This is a genomic window from Stenotrophomonas sp. GbtcB23, assembly GCF_019091045.1.
GTDB lineage: Bacteria > Pseudomonadota > Gammaproteobacteria > Xanthomonadales > Xanthomonadaceae > Stenotrophomonas > Stenotrophomonas rhizophila_A.
Genome location: NZ_JAGXKC010000004.1, coordinates 1 through 14,114, shown reverse-complemented (window position 1 = coordinate 14,114; position 14,114 = coordinate 1). Strand labels below are relative to the sequence as shown.

The 14,114-nt window shown below is 66.8% G+C and carries 15 protein-coding genes; 10 read left to right on the top strand and 5 right to left on the bottom strand.

Going from position 1 to position 14,114, the window contains the following annotated elements; all coding sequences use genetic code 11:
* Positions 1 to 9: 9 nt before the first annotated feature.
* Positions 10 to 2,613: a bifunctional aspartate kinase/diaminopimelate decarboxylase gene (locus KVS69_RS02675; RefSeq protein WP_217536595.1), complete on the bottom strand. Its 2,604-nt coding sequence runs from the start codon at positions 2,611 to 2,613 to the stop codon at positions 10 to 12.
* A 128-nt stretch (positions 2,614 to 2,741) separates the two neighbouring features.
* Here KVS69_RS02675 and KVS69_RS02670 point away from each other — a divergent pair, with 128 nt between their 5' ends.
* On the top strand, positions 2,742 to 3,617 hold the full coding sequence (locus KVS69_RS02670; protein WP_217536593.1) for a PhzF family phenazine biosynthesis protein: 876 nt from the start codon (positions 2,742 to 2,744) through the stop codon (positions 3,615 to 3,617).
* 109 nt (positions 3,618 to 3,726) lie between these two features.
* Here KVS69_RS02670 and KVS69_RS02665 read toward each other — a convergent pair whose 3' ends face one another.
* Positions 3,727 to 4,161, bottom strand: a complete 435-nt coding sequence (locus KVS69_RS02665; protein ID WP_184125146.1) for an OsmC family protein — start codon at positions 4,159 to 4,161, stop codon at positions 3,727 to 3,729.
* A 384-nt stretch (positions 4,162 to 4,545) separates the two neighbouring features.
* Between KVS69_RS02665 and KVS69_RS02660 the strand changes: the two genes are divergently transcribed.
* The 4 genes from KVS69_RS02660 (at position 4,546) to KVS69_RS02645 (ending at position 6,783) form a co-directional block, all read left to right on the top strand.
* The gene (locus tag KVS69_RS02660; RefSeq protein ID WP_068854576.1) at positions 4,546 to 4,944 is read left to right on the top strand and encodes an HU family DNA-binding protein; all 399 of its coding nucleotides are present in this window, start codon (positions 4,546 to 4,548) and stop codon (positions 4,942 to 4,944) included.
* Positions 4,945 to 5,204: 260 nt separating this feature from the next.
* A complete protein-coding gene (locus KVS69_RS02655; RefSeq protein WP_068849924.1) occupies positions 5,205 to 5,513 on the top strand; it encodes a DUF3861 family protein in 309 nt (102 codons plus the stop codon).
* A 39-nt stretch (positions 5,514 to 5,552) separates the two neighbouring features.
* Positions 5,553 to 6,083 (top strand): hypothetical protein, encoded by a 531-nt coding sequence (locus KVS69_RS02650; RefSeq protein WP_217536590.1) that lies wholly within the window; start codon positions 5,553 to 5,555, stop codon positions 6,081 to 6,083.
* A gap of 103 nt (positions 6,084 to 6,186) precedes the next feature.
* Positions 6,187 to 6,783, top strand: coding sequence for a DUF1439 domain-containing protein (locus KVS69_RS02645; RefSeq protein ID WP_217536577.1), 597 nt, complete (start codon positions 6,187 to 6,189; stop codon positions 6,781 to 6,783).
* A 57-nt stretch (positions 6,784 to 6,840) separates the two neighbouring features.
* Here KVS69_RS02645 and KVS69_RS02640 read toward each other — a convergent pair whose 3' ends face one another.
* Entirely contained in the window at positions 6,841 to 7,383 is a 543-nt protein-coding gene (locus KVS69_RS02640; protein ID WP_217536574.1) for a type 1 glutamine amidotransferase domain-containing protein, read from the bottom strand.
* A gap of 166 nt (positions 7,384 to 7,549) precedes the next feature.
* Entirely contained in the window at positions 7,550 to 8,017 is a 468-nt protein-coding gene (locus KVS69_RS02635; RefSeq protein ID WP_068854575.1) for an SET domain-containing protein-lysine N-methyltransferase, read from the bottom strand.
* A 173-nt stretch (positions 8,018 to 8,190) separates the two neighbouring features.
* On the opposite strand from KVS69_RS02635, the gene KVS69_RS02630 reads away from it, so the two are divergent.
* The 5 genes from KVS69_RS02630 (at position 8,191) to KVS69_RS02610 (ending at position 13,476) form a co-directional block, all read left to right on the top strand.
* The gene (locus KVS69_RS02630; RefSeq protein ID WP_068849911.1) at positions 8,191 to 8,643 is read left to right on the top strand and encodes an SUF system Fe-S cluster assembly regulator; all 453 of its coding nucleotides are present in this window, start codon (positions 8,191 to 8,193) and stop codon (positions 8,641 to 8,643) included.
* A 16-nt stretch (positions 8,644 to 8,659) separates the two neighbouring features.
* Positions 8,660 to 10,135, top strand: a complete 1,476-nt coding sequence (gene sufB / locus KVS69_RS02625) for a Fe-S cluster assembly protein SufB (RefSeq protein ID WP_217536571.1) — start codon at positions 8,660 to 8,662, stop codon at positions 10,133 to 10,135.
* Positions 10,136 to 10,196: 61 nt separating this feature from the next.
* Positions 10,197 to 10,961 carry a Fe-S cluster assembly ATPase SufC gene (gene sufC / locus KVS69_RS02620; protein ID WP_068854574.1) on the top strand — a complete coding sequence of 255 codons (765 nt, stop codon included), beginning with the start codon at positions 10,197 to 10,199 and terminating at the stop codon, positions 10,959 to 10,961.
* Positions 10,961 to 12,223, top strand: a complete 1,263-nt coding sequence (gene sufD, locus KVS69_RS02615) for a Fe-S cluster assembly protein SufD (RefSeq protein ID WP_217536568.1) — start codon at positions 10,961 to 10,963, stop codon at positions 12,221 to 12,223. The genes sufC and sufD overlap by 1 nt, the downstream gene beginning before the upstream one ends.
* The gene (locus KVS69_RS02610; protein ID WP_217536558.1) at positions 12,220 to 13,476 is read left to right on the top strand and encodes a cysteine desulfurase; all 1,257 of its coding nucleotides are present in this window, start codon (positions 12,220 to 12,222) and stop codon (positions 13,474 to 13,476) included. The genes sufD and KVS69_RS02610 overlap by 4 nt, the downstream gene beginning before the upstream one ends.
* Positions 13,477 to 13,665: 189 nt before the next feature.
* Here the strand turns inward: KVS69_RS02610 and KVS69_RS02605 are convergent.
* On the bottom strand, positions 13,666 to 14,114 hold a 449-nt coding region (locus tag KVS69_RS02605), incomplete at its 5' end, for a hypothetical protein (protein WP_217536555.1).

The following is a 14,114-nucleotide window of genomic DNA, read 5'->3' as shown; positions in this document are numbered from 1 at the left end:
GGGAGGCGCTCAAGGCACATCGTCGATGATGTCCTCGCGCGGCAGCTCGCGCTGGTTGTAGGTGTTGGCCATGACGTACCCGTAGGCACCGGCATCGGCGATCAGCATCACATCGTCCGGCGCGGTGGATACCGGCAGCCGGCGGCGCTTGCCGAACACATCGCTGGATTCGCAGATCGGCCCGACCACATCGAACAGTGCCTCGGCATACCCGCCCAGCCGGCTGAGGTTCTCGATGTCGTGCCATGCGTCGTACAGCGCCGGGCGCATCAGGGTGTTCATGCCCGCATCCAGGCCCACGCGGCGGATGCCGTCCTTCTCCACCACCTGGGTGGCGGTGGTGAGCAGCACGCCCGATTCGGCCACCAGGTAACGGCCCGGTTCAATCGCCAGGCGGAAGGCCGGGTGCACCGCCTTGACCTCGGCCAGGCCGACGGCCCAGGCGTCCAGGTCGAACGGTTCATCGTCATCGCTGTAGGGAATGGGCAACCCGCCGCCGATGTCGATGGTTTCCACGCTGCCGATCCGGCGCGCGAACCCGGCCAGTTCGTCGCACATCAGGCGCCAGTGCTGCGCCGTTTCCACGCCGCTGCCCAGGTGGGCGTGCAGGCCGACCACGCGGGTGCCGAGGTCTTCGGCCAGGCGCACGAACTCGTCCACGCGGGCGATCGGCAGGCCGAACTTGGAGTCCTTGCCGCCGGTACGGACCTTGGCGTGGTGGCCCTCGCCGCGGCCCAGGTCCACGCGCAGCCACAGCTCGCGGTTGCGGAACAGGTCCGGCCAGCGCTGCAGCGCTTCCACGTTGTCCACGGTGACGGTCACGCCGAGCGCGAACGCCGCTTCATATTCGGTGCGCGGCGCGAAGCTGGGGGTGAACAGCACCCGGCGCGGCGACAGCGTCGGCAGCACGTTGAACACATGCTTGAGTTCGCCGTGCGACACGCATTCCAGGCCGAAGCCTTCCTGCTCCAGCAGCTCCAGGATGGCCGGATGGCTGTTGGCCTTGATCGCGTAATACCGCTGGTCGATCGGCCTGATCGCGGCCAGCGCGCGGGCGCGGGCGCGCACCGTGGCCAGGTTGTACACATAGCGCGGCGTACCGGCCTGGGCCAGGTGCAGCAGGTGCTCGCGCTGGCCCCGCCACCACGCGGTTTCGCGCGGGCGGATGGTGCCGGCGATCTCGCGCCAGCGCGGGCCGAACACCTCGCCCTCTTCCACCGGCATCGCGCCGCTGTCGATCAGCTCGGCGTGCAGGATCGGCAGCAGGCCGTCGGCGTCGGCTTCATCGATGACGAAGGTCAGGTTGAGGTCGTTGGACGACTGCGAAATCATGTGCACGCGCTCGCGCCCGAAGGTCGCCCACACGTCCGACAGCTTGTGCAGCAGCGAACGCATGCCGCGGCCGACCAGCGTGATCGCCGCGCACGGCACGATGATCTTGACCTTGCAGATCTGCGACAGGTCGGCCGACAGCGCGGCCAGCACATCGGTATTGACCAGGTTTTCGGACGGGTCCAGCGACACCGTCACGTTGGTTTCGGCCGAACCGATCAGGTCCACCGACAACCCGTGCTTCTTGAACAGCCCGAACACATCGGCCAGGAAGCCGACCTGCTGCCACATGCCGATGCCTTCCATCGACACCAGCACGATGCCGTTGCGGCGGCTGATCGCCTTCACCCCCGGCACCGGTGCGGCATTGCCGTCGATGCTGGTGCCCGGCAGTTCCGGGCGTTCGGTGTCCAGGATCGCCATCGGCACGCCGGCATCGCGGCACGGCTTGATCGAACGCGGGTGCAGCACCTTGGCGCCGGTGGTGGCGATTTCCTGTGCTTCGTAATAATCCAGGCGGGTCAGCAGGCGCGCGTCGGGTACGTCCTTCGGGTTGGCGCTGAACATGCCCGGCACGTCGGTCCAGATTTCCACGCGGCTGGCGCCCAGCAGCGCGCCAAAGTAGGCGGCCGAGGTATCCGAGCCGCCGCGGCCGAGGATGGCGGTGCCGCCATCGGCGTGGCGCGAGATGAAGCCCTGGGTGATCAGCATGCGGGTCGGCTGGGCGCGGAACGCCGCGGCCCACTCGGCATCCGAACGCCACTGGCAGTTCACCGACAGGCGCTGCGACCAGTCGCTCTGGTTGGGCTGCGGCGGCAGCGCCTGCAGCCACTCACGGGCGTCCATCCAGCCGAAATCCAGGCCGCTGGCGCGCAGGTAGGCCGCGCCGATGGTGGAGGACAGCAGTTCGCCCTGGCCCAGCACGTCGGCCTGCCATTCCAGCGGGCGCGCGGCGGCGCGCGGGTCTTCCAGCAGGCCCTGCAGCGCGGCCAGGCGCACATCCAGCGCGCTGGCATCGAGCTCGAGCTCGGCCAGGAACTCGCGGTGGCGGGCCACCAGCGCATCCACGCGGGCGCGGCTGTCGGCGGCGCCATCGGCGATCGCGGTCAGTTCATTGGTCACCCCGGACAGGGCCGACACCACCACCAGCACGCGCGCACCGGTTTCTTCCGCACGTTTTTTCGCCAGCTTCCCGATCGTGTCCCAACGGTGACGACGCGACACGGAGGTGCCGCCGAACTTCAGTACGATCCAGCGATCGACAAGGGGGGAAGCTGACATGGAGGTAAGAATGGGTAGGTAGTGGGGGGATCGACCCGGCACGCCGGGCCGAACCTCTGATTCTATGCCAAGCCACGCCCCGGCAGGGCTTGTTAAGCTGCCCGACCGTTCCGCCAGACCGATCCGCCATGACCGCCCGCCGTTTCCTGCAGCTTGACGTGTTTTCCCCTTATCCCGGCGCCGGCAACCCGCTGGCCGTGGTGCTGGACGCGGAGGGCCTGGACGACGCGCGCATGCAGGCCATCGCCCGCTGGACCCGCCTGCCGGAAACCACGTTCGTTTTTGCCCCGCAGGTGCCGGGCGCCAGCTACCGCATCCGCATGTTCAGCCCGCAGAAGGAAGTGCCGTTCGCCGGCCACCCCAGCGTGGGCACCGCGCACGCGGTGCTGGACGCCGGCCTGGCCGCGCCGGTGGACGGCGTCCTGGTCCAGGACGGCATCGCCGGCGCGCTGCCGCTGCGGGTGGTGGGCGAAGGGGCCACGCGCAGCATCGCCATCCGCACCCCGCGCGCGGCGGTCGCCGAGGTGACCACGGCGGACGATCCGCGCCTGCAGGCGGCGCTGGCCGGCTGGGCGCTGGGCGAACTGCCGCCGGCGCGCATGTCCGGCGGGCGCAGCTGGTGGGTGGTCGAACTGGCCGATGAAGCCACGTTGCGCGCCCTGTCACCGGACTGGGACGCGGTGGCTGCGCTGGCCGAAAGCACCGACAGCATGGGCGTGTTCGCCTATGCGCGGAGCTCGGCAGACGATTACCAGCTGGCCGTGCGCGCGTTCGTGGGCAACAGCCGGCGCTTCGAGGATGCCGCTTCAGGCGCGGCCAATGCGGTGTTGGCCGCGTGGCTGGACAGCCGCAACGCCCTGCCCGGCGTGGACGGCAGCTATGTCGTCAGCCAAGGCCGCGAGGTCGGCCACGACGCACGACTGACCCTGCATGTGGATGCCGAGGGCGAGGTCTGGTCCGGCGGCCAGGTGCAGACGGTCATCCAGGGCACGATCATCTGGTAGGGACACGCCACGCGTGTCCTGCGTGGTACCCGGGTCTACGTGGGACACGCATGGCGTGTCTCTACCGGGTCACTCAGGGTGCCGACGTGGCGTCGGCACCCTGAACATTTCAGCCAGCCAGCTCGGCTTCCATGCTGATCGGCACCGCGCTCAGCGCCTTGGATACCGGGCAGTTCTGCTTGGCATCATCGGCGATGGCACGGAACTGGGTGGCGTCGATGCCCGGCACCTTCGCCTTCACTTTCAGCGTGATCTGCGAAAGCTGCGGGCCACCTTCCATCGACAGGTCGACCTTGGCTTCAGTGTCCAGCGAGGTAGGCACGAAACCGGCCTCGGTGAGCTTGGCCGACAGCGCCATGGTGAAGCAGCCGGCGTGCGCGGCGGCGATCAGTTCTTCCGGGTTGGTGCCCTTCTCATCGCCGAAGCGGCTGCTGAAGGCATAGCGGGTCTTGTCCAGCAGGCCGCTCTGCGGCGTGCTCAATTGTCCCTTGCCTGTCTTGAGGTCACCTTCCCAGTGCGCAGTGGCGTGACGCGAAATGCCCATCGTTGGATCCTTAGTGGGTGAATGGCAGCACCAGCGTAGACCGGCAGGCGTTAGCACCGTGTCTGGCCCTGCCGGCCTGCGGCTTCCGGCCGCAGCCGCCCGCCCCCTTGCCAGGCATGCGTGACCTTGGCCTCGTTGCAAAGTGCTGTTTTCAAGGCATTTCCGCACAACCCCTGCCCGCCCGACTGGCCCGGCAAACCGCTTCCACCCCGCCGAACGGACCGTTTTTTTGGGCATGTCCTGATGCACTGCAGTAACCGCAAACGCAGAAAAGCCGAATATTTATGCGTTAGCCTATTGGCGGCGCCGCATTGTTGCCCTACATTTCGCTTGCCGATGGGTTCGGCGCGACCACACAACCAACCGATCACGGAACAGGAAACCATGGCAAAGACCGCTAAGAAGGCTGCCCCGAAGAAGGCAGTGAAGAAAGTCGCTACGAAGGCCGCCGCAAAGCCGGCAGCTCCGAAGCCGATCAAGGAAGTGCTGACCAAGTCCGGCCTGGTTGCACACATCGTGGAAGCCTCCGGCGTTGTCGCCAAGGACGTCCGCGCTGTGCTGGCCTCGCTGGAAACCGCCGTGGCTTCCTCGGTGCACAAGAAGGGCGCAGGCAGCTTCACCCTGCCGGGCCTGCTGAAGATCACCACCGTCAGCGTCGCGGCCAAGCCGAAGCGCAAGGGCATCAACCCGTTCACCAAGGAAGAGCAGTGGTTCGCCGCCAAGCCGGCCACCACCAAGCTGAAGGTGCGTCCGCTCAAGAAGCTCAAGGACGCTGCGCTGTAATCTGCGCGCTTCCTGCAGCACCCGAACGGGACGGCCTTGGCCGTCCCGTTCTTTTTTGGGGGCTCTCACGCGTAGCGAAACACAGCGTTGCCAAACCCTGCCTGCGCCCGGCAGGATCGCGCAGAGCCAGCCGCCACGGCCCTCGCGGCCACTACGTGCAAGCCCGGAACGCACAAGGTGGAACACTGCGTGCGGCCGCGCCTGTCGTCCGGCCCGCCGGCCACGCCTAAGGTGGACCTACTCCCCCACAGTGCAGCGCCATGGCCAGCCCCTCGCAACGCTATCGCATCACCATCACCCCGATCGAAAAGGACGGGCTGCAGTGCAGCGGACGCTGCACCATCGAACTGGAACATCGCGCGCAGCAGGACTGGATGCGCCTGCTGGAGGTCGCCCGGCGGCAGACCGGGCTGGCCGGTGACGAGCGCGCCGCGGCCATCGTCGCCACGCAGCTGCTGCAGGACCTCGCCGCGCGCTACGCCGAACAGCCCGCGCATCCACTCACAACCCTGCAGCCGCAGCTGGGTCAGGTGCTCGACGCCCTGGATGCAATCCAGCGCGCGCCCTGAAGGTGGTTACACTCTCCCTTCCTCTGGGGAGAGTGCGCCATGCGTCGAGCCTTGATCCTGTTACCGCTGTTGCTGGGAAGCTGTTCCTGCCAGCGCGATGCCGAGCCTGAGCACGCGCTGGCGGCCAGCGCCTCGGCGCCGGCCAAGGCGCCGATCGATGTCAGCGCAGCCGCGTCGCAGGGGATGACGGCCACAACCCCGCCGGCCCTCAGGGCGGTGGCACCCGACGCGCCCAGTGAGTCGATCACGGTTCGGAACTACATCTATGCCCTGCTGGGCAAGGACCGCAGCGCGTCGGATGCCTACTGGACGGGCGGACGAACCTCGTCGCGCCCGGACGATGCCGTGCTGCGCTCGATCCCGCAGCTGCGCAGCCTGCGCGTGGATACCGAAAGCCCCATCGCCCGCGACACCGCGCAGCCCTCGCGCCTGCGCGAGGTACCTGTGCGCGTCCGTGCCATCACCGCTGATGGCACGTTCAGATACGAGGGCTGGTACCGGCTGCAACCGCGCCCGGATGGGAGCGGCTGGGAAATCCTGAGCGCTTCATTGCAGCCCAGCCTGCAGTGACACGTAGACCGGGGCACTACCGGTCCGGGTGTCCACGCTCATGAAGCGCTGATTCAGGCCGACGCGCTATGGTGGCACCACCTCCCTGCCGCGCCTGCCGATCATGAAGCTACGCCCCCTGTTGACCCGCCTCGCCGCCTGCACCGTCCTCATTGCTGCCGCCGTCGGCGCGCAGGCGGCGCCGAGCATTTCCGGCCGCGAACTGTCGGTCGGTGCCAAGGACGTCCAGCAGTATCTGGACGGCAGCTTTCCGCGCACCCAGGACGCCCTCGGTGGCCTGATCGCGATGACCATGAGCCACCCCAAGCTGACCCTGCCGCAGGGCAACCGCCTCGATTTGGGCTTTGACGTGGCACTGGCGACTGCCGGCAGCGCGCCCGCGCCGCTGGGCAAGGTCAAGCTGAGCAGCGGCCTGCGCTACGACGCGCAGACCCAGGGTTTCCACCTGGACCAGCCAACCGTGGACGACTTCACCCCGGCCAACAACGGCGGCAGGCTCGACTCACGCACCCGCGAGCTGCTCAACGCGTTCCTGGTCGATTACGCCCGCCGTGAGCCGATCTACAAGATCGATCCCACCGTCGGCGCGATGCTTGGCGCGCTGCAGGTGCAGTCCGCCCAGGTGCAGAACGGCAAGCTGGTGGTCACCTTCAACCAGGACCTCGGCACCCTGGTGCCCGCCGGCGTCCTCGGCCGGTAAAACCGGTGTCTGCCCGGCTGGCGTGGAACCGGGCCCTGCCCGGCTCCACCCCTTGGTTCATCCAACCAACGCCTTCGCCACGGCCTCGGAAAACGCCGGAATATCATCCGGCTTCCGGCTGGTGATCACCCCGTTGTCCACCACCACTTCCGCATCGGTCCACTGCGCGCCCGCATTGCCAAGATCGCTTTTCAGCGACGGCCACGAGGTCACCTTGCGACCCTTGGCCAGGCCGGATTCCACCAGCAGCCAGGGACCGTGGCAGATCGCCGCGACCGGCTTGCCGGCCGCCGCAAACGCCTTGATGAACGCCACTGCCGGCGCCTGGGTGCGCAGCTTGTCGGGGTTGATCACCCCGCCCGGCAGCACCAGCGCGTCGTAGCTGGCGGCGTCGGCGCCTTCCAGCGACTGGTCCACCGGTACGCTGTCGCCCCAGTCCTTGTCCTTCCAACCGCGGATCTGGCTGGCGTCACCCGGTGCGATGACGGACACCTTGGCGCCCCAGGATTCCAGCAGGCGCTTGGGTTCCTGCAGCTCGGACTGCTCGAATCCATCGGTGGCGAGCAGGGCGACGCGCTTGCCGTTGAGGTCATGTGCCATGTGGGGGCTCCTTGAAAAAGTGAGCCCCTACCATGCAGATCCGCGCATTGGCGGAGAGTGACTGGCATGTGGACGTCGCGTGGCCGGTGGGTACCGACCGTGGGTCGGTACGCAATGTCACCCGACCAACGGTCGGGTGCTACCGCGGTAAGCGCCCGCAGGCGCTTTAGCGCTTGGGCTGCAGCATCGTCCCGGTGCACTTCTTCGACCCGCAGCGGCATTCCCAGATCTTCTTCAGGCGTGCCGTGTGACGCTCGGCCAGGGTGATGCCGTAGTTGTAGGTCAGCTCGTCGCCCGGCTTGATGTCCTTGATCGCCTCGATGAACACCTTGTCCTCGCGGCGGTTGTCGCCCTCGGCTTCCTCGATCACGGCCTCGCAGTTGGGGTCGCAGCTGTGATTCAGCCAGCGCGCATCGTTGCCCTTGTAGTTGGCATCGATAACGTAATCGTCGTTCAGGGTGAACAGGAAGGTGTGACCGCTCTCCACATCCCCGGTATCATCGGCATCCACGTCGGCGTGGCTGCGCAGCAGCCCCTTGTACTGGATCACCCGCTCGCCCTTCTTGAGCGGCGCCAGCGCGAACACGCCATTGCCGTGAATGGTCGACTTGCGGGCTTGGATCTTCTTGGGCATGTGGCTGGCCATTACGTTGGGATGGTCGATTCTCGCTTAATCTTTGTGATTGCCCAACCACGTCCGCACCGCGCCCCTGCTGGCGCCCCGCGTCGAGCAGCTGAACAGGACGGGTTGGATGCCCGGGCATAAAAGCGTACAATTTCAGTCCGCTTTATGGTTCTGCCCTCCCCATGCTTCGCGTCACCAAGCTTACCGATTACGCCACCGTCGTCCTGACCGTCCTTGCCGCTCGCCCGGGCGAGGTCCTCAGTGCGACCGAACTGGCCGAATTCGCCAGCCTCGAGCCGCCCACCGTCAGCAAGCTGCTCAAGCCCCTGGCCCAGGCCGGGCTGGTGGAAGGCCTGCGCGGCGTGCGCGGCGGCTACCGGCTGACCCGCCGCCCCGATCAGATCAGCCTGTTCGAGGTCGTCGAAGCCATGGAAGGCCCGCTGGGTCTGACCGAGTGCGCGCACGACCACAGCCAGTGCGGACGCGAGCTGCAATGCGGCGCGCGCAGCAGCTGGCGGATGATCAACGACGTGGTGTCCGACGCACTGCGCAAGGTCACCCTGGCGCAGATCCTGCCCCCTCTTCCCCTTGTTGACGCCCCCCGCCGCGTGATCGCGGCGGATGTCGTCTCCTGATCCACAGGCAGCCCCCATGGCCACCGATACCCTCGACACCGTCGCCCCCGGCGATACCCCCAACCGCGAGATCCACGAGCAGCTCGGCCGCAAGTATTCGGCCGGCTTCATCACGGACATCGAATCGGATTCGCTGCCGCCCGGCCTGGACGAGGACACCATCCGTGCCCTGTCGGCCAAGAAGGAAGAGCCGGAATGGATGACGCAGTGGCGCCTGGACGCCTACCGCCACTTCCTGACCATGCCGATGCCGAACTGGGCCAAGCTGCAGATCGCCGCGATCGACCTGCAGGCGCTCAGCTACTACTCCGCGCCCAAGGGCCCGAAGTACGCCTCGCTGGATGAGGTGCCCAAGGAACTGCTGGACACCTACGACAAGCTGGGCGTGCCGCTGCATGAGCGCGCCAAGCTGGCGGGCGTGGCCGTGGACGCGGTGTTCGACTCGGTCTCGGTCGGCACCACCTTCCGCAAGGAACTGGCCGAAAAGGGCGTGATCTTCTGTTCCATGTCCGAAGCCATCAAGGAACACCCGGCGCTGGTCAAGCAATACCTGGGCAGCGTGGTGCCGGTGGGCGACAACTACTTCGCCGCGCTCAACTCGGCGGTGTTCTCCGATGGCAGCTTCGTGTTCATTCCCAAGGGCGTGCGCTGCCCGATGGAACTGAGCACCTATTTCCGCATCAACGCCGGCCACACCGGCCAGTTCGAGCGCACCCTGATCATCTGCGAGGACAAGGCGTACGTGTCCTACCTGGAAGGCTGCACCGCGCCGATGCGCGATGAGAACCAGCTGCACGCTGCGGTGGTGGAGCTGGTGGCGCTGGAAGATGCCGAGATCAAGTACTCGACCGTGCAGAACTGGTACCCGGGCGACGAGAATGGCGTGGGCGGCATCTACAACTTCGTCACCAAGCGTGCCGAATGCCGTGGCGCGCGCAGCAAGGTCACCTGGACCCAGGTCGAAACCGGTTCGGCGATCACCTGGAAGTACCCGTCCTGCGTGCTGCTGGGCGATGACTCCGTTGGCGAGTTCCACTCCGTGGCGCTGACCCACCACCGCCAGCAGGCCGACACCGGCACCAAGATGATCCACATCGGCAAGCGCACCAAGAGCAAGATCGTCAGCAAGGGCATCAGCGCCGGCCGTGGCCAGAACACCTATCGTGGCCTGGTCAAGGTGGACCGCAATGCCGATGGCGCGCGCAACTACACCCAGTGCGATTCGCTGCTGATCGGCAAGACCTCCGGCGCGCACACCTTCCCGTACATCGAGGTGAAGAACCCGAGCGCGACAGTGGAGCACGAAGCCACCACGTCGAAGATTTCCGATGACCAGATGTTCTATTGCCGCGCGCGTGGCATCGATCAGGAAAACGCGGTCTCGATGATCGTGGATGGCTTCTGCAAGCAGGTGTTCCGCGAGCTGCCGATGGAGTTCGCGGTGGAAGCCAAGAAGCTGCTGGAAGTCTCCCTTGAAGGTTCCGTGGGCTGACCGGTCGCGCCTTCGTTTGATTTTTTTGCCACGCATGGCGTGGCACTACTGGATTCGTATCATGCTGAAGATTGACAACCTCCACGCCCGCATCGGCGACAAGGAAATCCTCAAGGGCCTGTCGCTGGACGTGAAGCCGGGCCAGGTGCACGCCATCATGGGCCCCAACGGCGCGGGCAAGTCCACGCTGGGCAACGTGCTGGCCGGCCGCGAAGGCTATGACGTCAGCGAAGGCGGCGTGCAGTTCGAAGGCCGCGACCTGCTGGAGCTGGCGCCGGAAGAACGCGCCGCCGCCGGCCTGTTCCTGGCCTTCCAGTACCCGGTGGAAATCCCCGGCGTGAACAACACCTACTTCCTGCGCGCCGCGCTCAACGCCCAGCGCAAGGCGCGCGGCGAGGAAGAACTCGATTCCATGCAGTTCCTCAAGCTGGTGCGCCAGAAGCTGGCCGTGCTGCACTTGAAGGATGAGCTGCTGCACCGTGGCGTCAACGAAGGCTTCTCCGGTGGCGAGAAGAAGCGCAACGAGATCTTCCAGCTGGCCGTGCTCGAGCCGAAGCTGGCGATCCTGGACGAGACCGACAGCGGCCTGGACATCGACGCGCTCAAGAGCGTGGCCGACGGCGTCAATGCGCTGCGCTCGCCGGACCGTTCGTTCCTGGTCATCACCCACTACCAGCGCCTGCTCGATTACATCAAGCCGGACGTGGTGCACGTGCTGGCCGATGGCAAGATCGTGCAGAGCGGCGGCCCCGAACTGGCCCTGGAGCTGGAAGCCCATGGCTACCACTTCCTGAAGGACCGCGTGGTGCCGGAGGCAGCGGTCTGATGAGCGCCCTGCTCGATTCCCTCGCCGCCGGTTTCTGCGGCAGCGACGCCCGCCGCGCCGAGCTCGACGCCGCCCTGCAGGCAGGCCTGCCCGGCCCGCGCAGCGAAGCCTGGAAGTACACCTCGCTGCGCCAGCTCGAACGCCGTACGTTCCAACCCGCGCCGCTGGCCGCGCCCGAGATTGACCCTGCCCTGCTGGCCGACATTCCGTCGCCGCGGCTGGTGTTCGTCAACGGCCGCCCGTCCGCCGCGCACAGCGACGTGTCGGCGCTGCCGGCCGGCGTGCAGGTACAGACCCTGTCCTCGGCGCTGGCCGCCGGCGAGGAAGCCCTGCGCTTCCTGGGCCGCCGCTTCGAGCGCAGCGAAGAAGTCTTCGCCCGCCTCAACGCCGCCCTCGCCGATGAAGGCGTGCTGGTGCGCGTGGACGACGGCGTGCAGGTTGAAGCCCCGCTGCAGCTGGTCTTCATCAGCGCCGCCGGTGGCAGCGACCTGGCCTGGCATCACCGCCATCTGATCGAACTGCGTGCCGGTGCCGCGCTCGGCGTGGTCGAGCATCACCTGGATGCCGGCGATGCCGCGCACCTGGGCAACACCCTGGTGCACGTACACCTGGCCCAGGACGCCGTGCTCTCGCACGCCCGCGTGCAGGCCGATGGCAGCCGCGCCACCGCCCTGCTGCGCACCGATGCCGTGCTGGCCCGCAATGCGCAGTACCGCCGCGTGGACCTGGAGCTGGGCGCCGCGCTCAGCCGCCACGAACTCAACGTGCGCCTGGAAGGCGACAACGCCCAGCTGACCGCCAACGGCGTGCTGCTCGGCAACGGCCGCCGCCATGTCGACACCCGCCTGGGCATCGAACACATCGCGCGCGATACCGCCTCGGAAATGGTGTGGCGCGGCGTGGCCGCCAACCGCAGCCGCGTGGTCTTCCACGGCGGCATCCACATCCGTGCCGGCGCCGATGGCACCGACGCCAACCTGTCCAACAAGAACCTGCTGCTCTCGGCCGACGCCGAAATCGATACCCAGCCCACGCTGGTGATCGACGCCGACGAGGTGAAGGCTGCACACGGCGCCACCGTCGGCCAGCTCGATGCCAACGCCCTGTTCTACCTGCGCTCGCGCGGCCTGCCGGCCCAGCAGGCCCAGCAGCTGCTCAGCGCCGCGTTCTGCCATGAGCCGCTGAACGTGCTCGACGCGCGCCTGACCGAACAGCTGCGCCGCCAGCTGGACCTCGCGCTGGCCAAGGCAGGCGTGGCATGAACCTCTCCACCCCGCGCCCGGTGGCCGACACGGCCGCCGCTCCCGACTGGGACCGCGTGCGGCTGGACTTCCCGCTGCTGATGCGGGAAGTGCACGGCAAGCCGCTGGTGTACTTCGACAACGCCAACACCGGCCAGAAGCCGGTGCAGGTGATCGGCGCAGTGGATGAGTTCTACCGCCGCTACAACGCCAACGTCAGCCGCGCCGTGCACGCGCTGGGCACCGAGGCCACCGATGCCTACGAAGGCGCACGCAGCAAGCTGGCGCGCTTCCTCAACGTGCGCGCCAGCGAACTCATCCTGTGCAGCGGCACCACCTTCGCCATCAACCTGGTGGCCTATTCGTGGGCCCTGCCGCGGCTGAAGGCCGGCGATGTCATCCTCGTCTCGCGCATGGAGCACCACGCCAACATCGTGCCGTGGCAGCTGGTGGCCCAGCGCACGGGCGCCACGATCCGCGTGGCCGAGATCACACCCAAAGGTGCGCTAGACCTGGACGCCCTGCGCAAGGCCATGACCCCCGAGGTCAAGCTCCTGGCCGTCGCCCACGTCTCCAACGTCCTGGGCACGGTCAACCCGGTGCGCGAGATCTGCCGGGAAGCGCGCAAGCGCGGCATCATCACCGTGGTGGACGGCTCGCAGGCCGTGCCACACCGCAAGGTCGACATCGCGAACATCGGCTGCGACTTCTACGCCATCACCGGCCACAAGATGTGCGGCCCTACCGGCACGGGCGCACTGTGGGCGAAGCGCGAGCATCTCGATGCCATGCCGCCGTTCCTCGGTGGCGGCGAGATGATCAAGGAAGTGAGCTTCGAAGGCACCGTCTTCAACGACGCTCCGCACAAGTTCGAAGCTGGCACCCCGAACATCGCCGGCTTCATCGGCCTCGGCGTGGCGGTGGACTATCTGGAATCACTGGGCCTTGAGCACGTGGAAGCGCGCGAAAGCGAGCTGCTTGCGCACTTCACCGAAGAACTGAACAAGATCGACGGCCTGCGCATCTTCGGCACCACCCCGGACAAGGCGGCGGTGGTCTCCTTCCTGATCGAAGGCGCGCACGCGCACGACCTGGCCACCCTGCTGGACCTGGAAGGCGTGGCCATCCGCTCTGGCCAACATTGCGCGCACCCGCTGCTGCAGTACTACGGCGTCGCGGCCACCTGCCGCGCGTCTCTCGCGTTCTACAACACGCACGCCGAAATCGAGCGGTTTATTGCGGCGTTGAACAAGGTGCGCAAGCTGCTGGGCTGACGCCAGCCGCGTACGGTGACAAGAAGACGCCGCGGGCAACCGCGGCGTTTTGCATGGCGCGGACCCTTTACATCGAGCCGGTAGCGCACGACCGTTGGTCTTGCGCCACATACGTAAACCTTCGAAGCTCAATGCCCTCCAAGCCGCGCGCATTCACCTTCATGATTGGCTGAGCACCATTCAGCTGAGCTACGGACGGGCTGCAGATTCAACGAGTTCCTTGATCAATGAATCGACACCCAAAGAATCCGCCGCTCCATAGGCAACCGCACTACTGGCCTTGCCACGCACGAACACCGTGAGAAAATAGCACTCACCATCGTCCATCTCACTTCCCGTGTGCTGCTTCGGCAACTCAGCAGCGCCGTCATACAAGCTGATGAGATGTCGACCGAGCGGTGTGCCCCCCAGGTCACGCTCAGGTCCGAAACCACTCTTCATCAGAGTGCCATCCACACGAACGTAACCATAGCTCGGAAACCCAGCACTCCCGATCTCAAGGAGCACGGCACCGGAATTACGCGTGGAACGGTCGGGCAATTCCACCCGCTGCGCGCGGATTTCTTCCCAGTGTCGAATGCACCTCCTTAGTTCAGGAGCAATAGCGTACGAAGATTGGGAATCGCTGCCCAAGCTTG